The sequence below is a fragment of the Martinezella lusitana genome (genome assembly GCF_014207095.1).
In the GTDB taxonomy this organism is placed as follows: Bacteria; Pseudomonadota; Alphaproteobacteria; order Rhizobiales; family Rhizobiaceae; genus Rhizobium; species Rhizobium lusitanum_B.
Genome location: NZ_JACHBG010000028.1, coordinates 66,750 through 77,484, shown reverse-complemented (window position 1 = coordinate 77,484; position 10,735 = coordinate 66,750). Strand labels below are relative to the sequence as shown.

Annotated in this window: 10 protein-coding genes; 5 read left to right on the top strand and 5 right to left on the bottom strand. The window is 56.9% G+C overall.

What is annotated here, in order from left to right; translation table 11 throughout:
• A partial coding sequence (locus tag GGD46_RS30305) for a hypothetical protein (protein WP_210325767.1) occupies window positions 1-1,204 on the top strand: 1,204 nt, incomplete at its 5' end.
• Window positions 1,201-2,184 (top strand): HNH endonuclease, encoded by a 984-nt coding sequence (locus GGD46_RS30300; RefSeq protein WP_184710778.1) that lies wholly within the window; start codon window positions 1,201-1,203, stop codon window positions 2,182-2,184. The genes GGD46_RS30305 and GGD46_RS30300, both read left to right, overlap by 4 nt.
• Before the next feature lie 36 nt (window positions 2,185-2,220).
• Here the strand turns inward: GGD46_RS30300 and GGD46_RS30295 are convergent, their stop codons facing one another.
• Window positions 2,221-3,168 (bottom strand): hypothetical protein, encoded by a 948-nt coding sequence (locus GGD46_RS30295; RefSeq protein WP_184710774.1) that lies wholly within the window; start codon window positions 3,166-3,168, stop codon window positions 2,221-2,223.
• Window positions 3,169-3,369: 201 nt separating this feature from the next.
• On the opposite strand from GGD46_RS30295, the gene dcm reads away from it, so the two are divergent.
• The 3 genes from dcm (at window position 3,370) to GGD46_RS30280 (ending at window position 6,285) form a co-directional block, all read left to right on the top strand.
• On the top strand, window positions 3,370-4,620 hold the full coding sequence (gene dcm, locus GGD46_RS30290; RefSeq protein ID WP_184710771.1) for a DNA (cytosine-5-)-methyltransferase: 1,251 nt from the start codon (window positions 3,370-3,372) through the stop codon (window positions 4,618-4,620).
• On the top strand, window positions 4,613-5,065 hold the full coding sequence (locus tag GGD46_RS30285; protein WP_184710768.1) for a very short patch repair endonuclease: 453 nt from the start codon (window positions 4,613-4,615) through the stop codon (window positions 5,063-5,065). The genes dcm and GGD46_RS30285 overlap by 8 nt, the downstream gene beginning before the upstream one ends.
• Window positions 5,066-5,127: 62 nt before the next feature.
• The gene (locus tag GGD46_RS30280) at window positions 5,128-6,285 is read left to right on the top strand and encodes a type II restriction endonuclease (RefSeq protein ID WP_313206344.1); all 1,158 of its coding nucleotides are present in this window, start codon (window positions 5,128-5,130) and stop codon (window positions 6,283-6,285) included.
• A gap of 207 nt (window positions 6,286-6,492) precedes the next feature.
• Here the strand turns inward: GGD46_RS30280 and GGD46_RS30275 are convergent, their stop codons facing one another.
• From GGD46_RS30275 to traC, 4 genes are all read right to left on the bottom strand, one after another.
• Entirely contained in the window at window positions 6,493-7,815 is a 1,323-nt protein-coding gene (locus tag GGD46_RS30275) for a hypothetical protein (protein WP_184710763.1), read from the bottom strand.
• Window positions 7,816-8,149: 334 nt separating this feature from the next.
• On the bottom strand, window positions 8,150-10,111 hold the full coding sequence (gene traG, locus GGD46_RS30270; RefSeq protein WP_184710761.1) for a Ti-type conjugative transfer system protein TraG: 1,962 nt from the start codon (window positions 10,109-10,111) through the stop codon (window positions 8,150-8,152).
• Window positions 10,098-10,313: a type IV conjugative transfer system coupling protein TraD gene (gene traD / locus GGD46_RS30265; RefSeq protein ID WP_184710759.1), complete on the bottom strand. Its 216-nt coding sequence runs from the start codon at window positions 10,311-10,313 to the stop codon at window positions 10,098-10,100. Before traD ends, traG begins: the two co-directional genes overlap by 14 nt.
• Window positions 10,314-10,317: 4 nt before the next feature.
• Window positions 10,318-10,629 carry a conjugal transfer protein TraC gene (traC, locus tag GGD46_RS30260; RefSeq protein WP_184710757.1) on the bottom strand — a complete coding sequence of 104 codons (312 nt, stop codon included), beginning with the start codon at window positions 10,627-10,629 and terminating at the stop codon, window positions 10,318-10,320.
• Window positions 10,630-10,735 lie beyond the last annotated feature (106 nt).

Genomic DNA, 10,735 nt, shown 5'->3' with positions numbered 1-10,735 from the left:
CTTTCGCGAGCACTTCATGGGCTACAATGCTGACCCTCTGCTTGACGAATTTTATTTTCAGACAGCCTGGAGCGATCTTAAGAATGCGATCGGGTTTGATTCATTCAACGAGCTTCGCGAGTTTGGAGGCATCTCCTACCTGAAATACACGCTGGCAGCGGCATTTGTGGCTTCGCTCTGCCTTAAGCACGAAGCGTTCTGCCGTGTCATGGTGAAGAAGCATCCGGAAATTCGGATTGAGGATATCCTGACGATATCCGCAGATAAGGCGGGATTTATAACGTCTATCCGCGAGGCTCTCAATTCTTTTGGTCCCAACTTCCGCCACTACACCACCACAACGGAAGACCAGGCAGAAAGGATCTATGAAATAATTGCAATCACCCCTCGTAACGCCAATCTTCTGAACAATTCGAGCCCGGCGCTGCCCTGTGTAATCGAATTTGCGAACGACGGAATCATCAAGTGTCTCTCCGGAAGACATCATCAGATGGAGTTTCTGCTTAACTCGCTGAAGCATACCTACCCCCGCGAGTACGATTCGTATCAGCAGCTTCGAGAGGGGTCATTCCAGACTGCAGTTGAAGGTTTGGTTAAGTCGTCGTTTCCTGAGCTCGACATCCGGAGAAACATCAAGCTTCGTAAGGACGGAAGGGAATTAACCGATGTCGATGTGGCTGTTATCGACAGGCGGCATGGTTACCTGCTGCTTGTGCAGTTGAAGTTTCAGGATAGCGCTGCCCGTGATTTCCGGGCGGACGCCTCGCGGATGGCGCGATTTCGAGAGGAATCCCTACGATGGCTCGATGTCGTGTCAGCCTGGCTTGAGGAAGCCGACGAACAGATGCTGCGGTCGGCATTTCGCATACCCCGTGGCACGCAGATCAGGCAAATCCGCAAGCTGGTACTCGGCAGACACCATGCCTGGTCGTTGCGATCCGTCAGTCTCGACAACGATACGTCCTTTGCTTCATGGAACCAGATGATCAATACCGTCATGCTCATGGAAAAGCAGCAAGGGGATTTCCGGACACTCGGCGGAGTTCATACACTGCTCCGCAAATATGTCGTAGATGCGCCCGACCGCCACCATCGCGACCAGGCTCCCGTCGAATATGTTCTTGATAAACTGAAATTTTCTGTCGTGCAGACCCGCAAGGACGAGCCGCCTGTTTCCGGCTCTGCAGAGACCAAAGCATCATGAACCGCGTCTGGTCTCTTCTTACAATCGACGGCGACCGTCAGTATGGCGGCAACACGGGTTATCGAGATGATCCGGGAGCTGTTTATCGATATGACAGTGACGTCGCCAATCATCTGCGCGTTCAGATTGGCGATATCATATTTGTCCGTTCTCGTTCCGAAGTGCTGGGCATCGCTGAAATCGAGAGCATTTCTGAAGGAGCAGGTCCGAAGGATCGGTTGCGTTGTCCGGAATGCAACGCGACAAACATCAAACGGCGCATAACCAGGATGCCGCCTTGGGCATGCAAAAACGGTCATTTTTTCAGCGAGCCGATCAACGACCCTGTCAGAGTGACCACTTACGAGGCACGGTACGCCAATTCATTCCGCCCCGTATCTCCCGAGCTGACGGTAAGCCGGCTGCATGAGGCGGTGCTGAGGCCCAGCGACCAGATGTCGATCAAGGAACTTGATCTTTCCCGTCTTGAGCCCTTTCTCGATAATACTGCATTCGCACTGTTAAGGCGTTACGTCCGTCGAATGCAGGTGCCTGAGGAAAACCGATCACGACTACAAGATGATTTCCCATCGATTGTGGCGAGGCGGCGCCGTGTTTTACGAGAAATCAGTCTCCGTCGGGGCCAGTCGCAGTTTCGTGAGAGACTTGTGCGGCGTTACGGAATGCGCTGCCAGATAAGCGGTTATGGTTTTGCCGCTGCCCTCGAGGCAGCCCATATCAGGCCCTATGCAATACATGAAGACAACGGCGCCGGGAATGGACTTTTGCTGCGCAGTGATCTTCACACGCTGTTCGATCTCGGTTTCATCGGTGTTGATCCCTGTACCCTGCGTGTTTCATTCAACCCGGCTTGTCTGTGCACGGAATACGCTGCCTACGACGGGATTGCCCTTTCCATCAATGGTTCCAGCGGGCCAGATCCCAAGGCTCTTGAGGAGCATTGGGAATTCTTCCAAAGTCGAGGGTCAGGAGACGAATAGCCGCAAGCCTGAATTTGCAGCATTCGGGCCCACGGTTCAGATCTCTTTCAACGCCTTGGCATCGAGTTCGCGGAATGCCGTGCGGGGAATTCTGACAACCATGCTCGTGCTTCCTCCCATGCTTTGCCCGCCACTGCGAGGAACCCAGGATGCATATTGAGCCAACTTGTCGAACTCGGTGAACAGCCAGCGTTTGAAAGTACGCGTTGCTGGGTCTTCGATTTCGCGCACAACAAATAGTGAATGCAGGTTTCCACGTCTTGCTGCGTAGTGGGCCAATTTGACAAACGGACCGGTATCCAGCCCGAACCACTCTCCTATATCGTTGTCACGAGCAGGAGCTTTCTCCTTGATTTCGATGGGGTATGTGTATCGCTCGCCCCAAACGATCCCGTCGATATCGGATGTCTCGCACATGAAGCGGTCTTCGATAAAGACCCTCAGGTTCTCATGAGAAAACTGCACGAGAACGTCGCCATCGGATAGCGATGATACATCGGTGCTATATCGCAGATAGTTGTATCTGCGCGAGCGACGAATAAACGCGGTAAAGGCCAAATCTGCATCTGCAAACTCGGTCTGCCATGGAACCCCAAGCTGAATGAGTTTCCAAACCACAACTTTTCCCGTACTTCCTCCGGAAATCACCGGATGTGCGTAGAAACTCCTTATGCCGATCTGATGCATCGTTGCGCAGATTGTGTGCAGGGTGAGTGGGATATCGGTGCGTGAAGGCTCCTTCGAGTAGTCTCGGTCAGCATCCAGACAATGTGGGAACACGGCGACGGTGCTGTTTCCGAAATCCTGTTCTCCCTTTTGCCGAAAAATCCAGCCGCCCGGTGAAACCCGTTGCGATGCGCCCAGACTCTGAACGTAAGATCGAAAGCTGGCTTCGGCTTTCATGCCGTGGAGTTTATTGGCATTGAGGCTGGAGGTCGACCGTTCAAGATAGGCCCTCATCTCCGGGATCGACATTTGCTGCATGGTTTCCAATCCGGAATGAGTAATTGCGGTTGTGATACGGCCTTATCGTGGAAGCTCCCGCATGTTCAAGAGACTTGTAGTCGAACGGATTTGAGGAGTTGATTTCCCAAAAGCTTGAGAACAATAAGAGAACACCAATTGCTATCTGGGAAGTTTTTTGTCAGTTTGGCAGAAAATGACCCAGAGAATGGCAGGTGATTCGTGCAGCAGACACATCGGGACGAAAACGAGTTCAACCAGTTGTGTCAGCGAGCTGGGCTCACTCCGGGTGAGGCCGGTACGGTACTTGCTGTTTCAGACCGCACAATTGCTAGGTATATAAACGGCAGCAGCACCGATCTGGCTATTCGCACGTTGAAGCAGGAAGCTGAAAAGAGGGGCGCTGGTACCGGCCCGATCTCATTCCGCTTCATTGATCTGTTTGCAGGCATCGGCGGGTTGCGTATTGGTTTCCAAGGCATTGGCGGACATTGTGTCTTCACCTCGGAGTGGGACGAGAATGCCCAAAAGACCTATGGTTTGAACTTCCGCGACAATCATCGCCTTGCGGGCGATGTTCGCGAATATGCCGAAAACCCTGATCTAATTCCCGAGCACGATATTCTGCTCGCCGGCTTCCCATGCCAGCCATTCTCGATCGCGGGCGTTTCTAAAAAGAATGCACTTGGTCGACCGCACGGTTTTCTGTGCGACACGCAAGGCACGCTCTTCTTTGATACCGCCCAGATCATTGCGCATCATCGACCTGCAGCTTTTGTGCTGGAAAACGTCAAGAACCTTGAAAGTCACGACAAGGGCCGGACGTTCGCCACGATTATCAATGTGCTCACGAACGAGCTTGGCTATCACGTTCAGACGCGGGTGATCAGCTCCGAGCATTGGGTACCGCAACGCCGCGAACGTATTTTCATTGTCGGCTTCCGTGAGCCGACCGACTTCGATCTGAAATCTCTCAAGCTTCCGGGAAATGGACCGAAACTCGGCAGCATTCTTGAGCCTCATGAAGAGGTCGACCCGAAATACACCCTGACCCCGCGCCTGTGGGAATACCTGCAGGCCTACAAGGAAAAGCACAATTCGAAAGGTAACGGCTTCGGCTACAGTCTCTTTGGCCCTGATGATGTGACGCGGACGCTGTCTGCCCGTTACTACAAGGATGGGTCGGAAATTCTCGTCGCGCAACCTGGCAAGCGACCACGTCGGCTGACGCCGTTGGAATGCGCCCGTCTGATGGGCTTTGACCGGGGCGATCGCCGCTGGAAAATACCGGTTTCAGATACCCAGGCCTACCGGCAATTTGGCAATGCCGTCGTCGTTCCGGTTGTAGAGTTCCTTGCGGACGCGATGAAGCCATTTATCGAGTCCGCGTTGCTGAGAGGCGCCGGCCGTTCATTGGCAGCGCCTGTAACTGTAACTCGCCCCGACCGGGAGCCGGTAATCGCGCATGGCTGACATCGTCACGGCTGAAGTTCGCAGCCGGATGATGTCAGGTATCCGTGGTACCAACACGAAGCCGGAACTTCTGCTGCGCAAAGGGCTCCATGCACTGGGGTTTCGATTCCGGCTGCATGACCGCTCGCTTCCCGGAAAGCCAGATATTGTTCTTCCGCGCTACAACGCGGTCATCTTCGCGCATGGCTGCTTCTGGCATGGCCACGATTGCCACCTGTTCAAATGGCCTACAACCCGCCCGGAGTTCTGGCAGGCAAAAATTGCGGGAAATCGTGCCGTCGATGAGCGAACACATGCAGCTCTGACAGAGGCCGGTTGGCGCCAGGCGGTCGTGTGGGAGTGTGCCCTGAAGGGCAAAACGCGACTGCCTCTCGAGGACGTCATTCAGTCATGTGCTGAGTGGCTGAGATCGGACCAGCCGCGACTGGAAATCAGGGGAGGGTAGAAATGCGCCGCGGGCTTTTGTCAGATCTCTTCACCGGAGTCGTCGCCAAGCGTTTGACGCTGGTGGAAACCATCACGCAAAAATCCAACCAGCACGAGTTTCAGGGCACGAGACCACTTCGCCGGCTTCTGGGTGACGATGATCGCAGAGGTATCACGACACGCTTCATCTGGATATCCGGCGAGCAGGAGGCGCTGGCGGAAGAAGGCTTTATGAGCTGGTCCAACGTGCGCAAAGGAAAGCCGCGCGCACCGGAGTATCACCTCTACTATTCCTCAAACGCCGTTACCGAGCTTATGCAGCCTGGCGACATGCTGTTTCTGGCCTTGCAGCAAGATGGCTCGATCCTCGTTGTTGTAACGCCCTCTTCTACAATCCAGAACCAGCTTCTCTGGTTGTTTGCGATGGAAGAGCAGCCGGAATTTGCTTTCACGTTCCGGGAAATCGATGACACACATAACGCCGAACTCGATTTTGCAGCGCGCTATATTCTTGATGAGCTGGGGATCGAGCCGGAGGAGCCCGAAGCTGATCGGCTTGATAGCCTGATCGAGCGGTTCGGTCTCGATTTCCCGAAAACACGGGTGTTCTCTGAGCTTGCGCGGACATCGATGCCCGAGGTTTCTGCCGCCGACGATCCAGACCTTGCGCTGATCTCATGGATGGATCGCGAGGAGCAGCTTTTCAAAAGGCTGGAACGCCGTATCGTCGCCGCACGTATTGGCAGCGGCTTTGGTGCGCTCGGCGACGCAGACGTTGAAGGATTTCTGGCGTTTTCGTTGAGCGTACAGAACCGACGAAAGGCGCGGGCGGGACAGGCTCTCGAAAATCATCTTGAGGCAGTTTTTGCCGCCCAGCAGATTCGATACGTTCGGGGCGCGGAGACAGAGAACCGGAACAAGCCCGATTTTCTGTTCCCGGGGCAGAATGAGTATCGTGATCCGCTGTATCCGGAAGCAAGGCTGACGATGCTCGGTGCCAAGTCGACGCTGAAAGATCGCTGGCGCCAGGTTCTGTCGGAGGCTCTCCGGATCCCGGAAAAACACCTTCTTACCCTTGAGCCCGGGATATCAGAAAACCAGACTGACGAGATGCAGGCCAAGAAGCTGCAGCTCGTCGTGCCGAAGCGGTTGCACAGTACCTACCGGCTGACACAGCAGGCGTGGCTGATGGATGTTGCCGACTTTATCTCTGTGGTGCGATCTCGTCAGGAGACCTGATCCACTCGCTTGGAAGTCAGCAAGTGCGTGCGGTCGCACACTCACACAGCCCGGCATACGGAACGTGCCATGCGGGGTCAGTCGGTCCCGCTTCTCTTCCGACCGCTATGCTGAAGCTCCTGCGGCTGACCCCTCTCCGCCTGTCCCGTGTCGAGAACTCCCGAAATCCCGCCTTCCGCGGCGCTATGCTGATTTCTCCGGTATTCTTCATTGTTCATCCGAGCGACCGCCTGCAGGCGGTCGAGGCAACTCGCCGTACTTCGATTGGTACCTGTCGCCAGGTGCCCTCCAGTTTTTGATGAACTCCAGAGGATCTATGCTACCCATCATGCGGCGAGCAAGCTTCACCCGCTCATTTAGAAGCTGCCTTTCCTCGTCAGTTGCCTCGGCCAGTCGATCCTCGACATCGGTGAAGAAGCGTTCAACGACCATTGCCTTGCCCCAGCTATCGATGATTTCTGAGAGTTGCTGCTGGCTCTCCTTGATCGCCTGGGCAATCTTGCGCTCATCTTCGCGACGTTCGTAACGCTCCCACTCCTCCTGTCGCTCCTTTTTCCGCTTCGCCTCGGCTTCGTCCTCAGCTGTCATCAGCGCTTGCAGTTTGTCCGTGGACGCCTGCAAGGTCCGGAGAATCTCCGGAATAACTCCGGTCAGCGGTTCAGATTCAGTATCCTGCCATGTCAGGGTCCAGTCGACGCCTCTCTTGGGAGAGTAGGCCACAATGCGGAAGCGCCCGGAGGGCATGTCCTGTTCGGTTGTCCATGAGTGGGTCAGTTGCCAGGATTTCATCGACCGGACGAGCTTGCTGTCTTCCCGGTGGTATTCGCCGTTCAGGTATCGCATCGTTACCCGTTCGGTCATTTCGGTGAGAGCGAGGCCAACCGGGACGGTGTCGATGTAGACAATCGTAGGCCGGTCAGGTCCCCAGATGCTACCTGTATGGTAACGGCCGTATTTGCGGTCCTTGCGCTCGATCTCCTGCTCCTTGATATGCATGCGGTGATGGTCTTCTCCAGCTGGTGCAATGTGCACGCGATAGCCGAGGCGGTCGAGCGCGAGGTAGAGGTGATTTGCAATCGATAGTGCGCGAGAAAGCGATGCTTCCGATGAAATTACGTCGGGCAGAATCCGCTTGTAGGGGCGGAGAAACTCCCCATCTTTTGCCGTGCGCGAATTCCTCAGATGCTCTTCTGCACCAACAAGCAACGGGTGATGTTCATGGCGGCGGGTCTTTGCAGCGGGCCTTGCCTTCAGGCGTGTATCCCTCTCCGTTGCACGCACCTCCTTTTCCCGGGGTTTCGGCGTGACCGGAGTAATTTCGATGATCGCATCGATACCGTCGGGCAGGGCGGGCAACTCGGCAGCAATTCCGAGTGATTTACGTGTCCAGTATCCTGATCCCGGGTAGGGTATCTCATGCTGTCTGCAAATCTCGGCCAAAGCTGTCCCCGTCAAGCCGAACTCCGGAGCAAGCCGGCTTAATGGTGCTTCACACACGCGGTTGTAAAGATCGCTGCGTTTCAACTGCATAGGCATGCTCCTGTTTCGCTAAGGCCGAATATCGCACCCTGCTAACAGAACGACGAAATATAACAGCCGGTGCATGGAAAGCGGCATCCTCGTTGGACACGGTGGGATCCGGGTCTCGGTTGGGGTTCTTTCCTGATTGCTCTGTGGGGGTAAGCATGCGTCGGACAGTGAGATGTCCGGACTACTCGACCCTGCCGCTGCTTGTGACGGCGCTCTACTTTGGTTGGTACTGTGCTCGACCCGAGCCGGTTCACGTCCTTCTGCTGGAAAGAAGACGAAGCGATCGTGATTTTCGCATATCATGGTCTTCATACTGACACGACCGCATAAAAGATCATCCGCGGTTTTCGGGGCGCTCTGGATGGTCCTCCCCCGCCAGAGTGTGTTGGCGATGAAACCGGTTCTCCCCGACACAGGCCTTCATGTCCTCGCGCCGGAACCAGATGGCGCGCGCGCATCGAAGGGGTGCATTGCCTGCGGTGAAGACGATCTGCTCGTCGGCTCGCATGCGCAGAACCTCATAGGGCAGGATCAGCGGCCGGCGGCTGAGCTGCTTCGATCGCGACCGCGACGAACCGCGCGACTGGCTGGTGCGACTGACCTGATCGACCTCGATCGTCGTCTCACCGCAACGCCGCGACAAGTATTCGGCCGTCTCTGGATCGTTGATCGCGGCAAAGGATATCCAGGATGCGGATTCGAACCATTTCGAGCTGGCGTCCCGGCCTCCATACGCTTCGCGCATCTGGCCGATCGACTGGAAGATCAGCGTCAGGCTGATTCCGTATTTGCGGCCGGCATCCCGCGCCGTTTCCAAGATGCGCAAAAATCCTAGCCGTGCCACCTCGTCGAGCAGGAACAGTGTCCGCCCGGCAGTCTTGCCATTGCGATTATAGAGCGCGTTCAGAAACGACCCGATGACGACACGGGGAAGACCGGGATGGGCTTCCAGCACCCAGAGGTCGAGCGCGATAAAGATGTCAGTCTCGCCTTCGGCAAGCTCTGCTGTCGAGAAACTGTTTCCCGATACGAGCGCCGCATAGTTCGGATAAGACAGCCAGTGCGTTTCCTTGACCGCATTGGCATAGACACCCGAAAACGTCTCCGGCGTCATGTTGACGAAGACCGCCACGTTCTCCTTGACGAAATCTGACTCGGAGCCCTCGTAAATGCGCGTTAGCCGTTCACGCAGTTTCGGCTCCGGCTCGGAAAGATTGGCCCGCACCTGCCGCAGTGTCTTGTCTTTCTCGTCGGTATTGCCGGACAGGCAAACGTCGGCGATCAGGGCTGTCAGAAGCTGCATGGCCGAGGCGCGGAAGAAATCGTCGCGTGCCGAGGCCGCGCGCGCATTGTCGGTCATGATCCAGGTGGCGACCGCGACGATGTCCTCCTCCTTCGTCGTGCCGAAGCGGCCGATCCAGTCGAGTGCGTTAAAGCCGATCGCCGGCGTCTCCGGATCGAGCACGATCACTTTACGCCCGGCCTTGCGGCGATGATCGACGACCATCGGCGCAACCTCGCTGGAAGGATCCAACACAACGAGATTGCCGCCCCATTTGAGCGCAGTCGGCACGGTGACCGATGTCGTCTTGAAACCGCCGGAGCCGGCAAAGACGATGCCATGCGACGAGCCGAACGAGCCGTCGAAGCAAAGCAACGGCGACTTGCCACCGGCGCCCCAGGTCTCGGCTGTGTCGGCCCGAAACGCCGTTTCCGACACGCTGTCGCGATCGACACGGTAGCGCTCGCCGATGACAATGCCACCCGCATCCGGAAACAGTTTTGCCGCCTCCGCCATGCTCATCCAGTCGGCATCGCCATGGACGGCACGTTTGCCCCGAGCCCGCCTCGGGTCGGGTCTGGCAAAGGCCGCGTTGCCATGCAGCGCAACCCGCATCGCAAAGATGCCGGACAGGATCGCGGCCGCAGCGCCAATGCCGGTCGAAGGATCGATATAGGCCAAGATAGATTTGCCGGCGGGGACCCTCCCCGCAAAGCCGGTCAGTCGTATCGCCTCACGCGCAACCGCCGTCAGAATGACGACCACACTTCCCGCAACGACACTCCATCCGGCCGTCTTGATATGCGCCGAACCGTTGGCCGCAAACAGCGCCATCACCCCAATCCCTGCGGCGATCGCATACGGAAGCGCCAGGCCGACGCGACCGAGGACGAGCTTTGACTGCGCTGTCTTTCCGAAACCGGCGAGCCAGTGCTCGATGCCAGGAATGGCTACGACTGCGGCAACCATGAACGCGGCCGGGATGATCGCCAGCGCTATCCTATTCACCGCCATCGCCGAACGCCCCCGCGCCGATAGCCAGCAGACGCTCGCGCTCCTTCTCGTCGCCGCGCATGCGCGCCGTCGCGTCGATCAGAAGTCCGAGCAGCAGCGCCTTTTTCTCGTAGCGCAGACCCGCCTTGACGATCAGGCCACCGAGCTCGATTTTTTCCCGCGCGTCTTTCTTCCGCGCCTCCTTCGTCATTGCTCTCGCCATCCGCTCAACCCTCGCCAGCGTTGCCCTGAGACGCGCCAGTCTCGACCGTCCCGGTCTGGCTGCCACCGGCGCTGCTTGCCACACCCCTTTCACCTGGCATCTCCTTCCCGATCGTTCCTCCCTTTCCGCCTCCGCGAAACCGTTTCGCCACATCCTCGAACGCCGCTTGCAGTTCGGTCTCGTCGATCTCGAATTCTCCGAGACCAGCTTTCAGCGCGATCCGGCCGATGCGCTCGGCATCCCGTGTTTCCGCCTGTTTCAGCTCTTCCTGCAAGCGTGCGAGCTTTTCGCGTATCTGCGATGTCGATTTTCTCATTCCGTTTGCCACTCCATTGGGTCTCTGGTGTTGCGTCAGCAGCACCAGACTCTCCCGAATGGGCCGTCAGGCCAATGTGCAGATCTGCATATCGGCAGAGCCGATG

Bases quoted from the DNA above. Each gene is read 5' to 3' on its own strand.
- GGD46_RS30300 (WP_184710778.1), top strand. From the start codon at position 1,201: ATGAACCGCGTCTGGTCTCTTCTTACAATCGACGGCGACCGTCAGTAT.
- GGD46_RS30295 (WP_184710774.1), bottom strand. From the start codon at position 3,168: ATGCAGCAAATGTCGATCCCGGAGATGAGGGCCTATCTTGAACGGTCG.
- GGD46_RS30285 (WP_184710768.1), top strand. From the start codon at position 4,613: ATGGCTGACATCGTCACGGCTGAAGTTCGCAGCCGGATGATGTCAGGT.
- GGD46_RS30275 (WP_184710763.1), bottom strand. From the start codon at position 7,815: ATGCAGTTGAAACGCAGCGATCTTTACAACCGCGTGTGTGAAGCACCA.
- traG (WP_184710761.1), bottom strand. From the start codon at position 10,111: ATGGCGGTGAATAGGATAGCGCTGGCGATCATCCCGGCCGCGTTCATG.
- traD (WP_184710759.1), bottom strand. From the start codon at position 10,313: ATGGCGAGAGCAATGACGAAGGAGGCGCGGAAGAAAGACGCGCGGGAA.
- traC (WP_184710757.1), bottom strand. From the start codon at position 10,629: ATGAGAAAATCGACATCGCAGATACGCGAAAAGCTCGCACGCTTGCAG.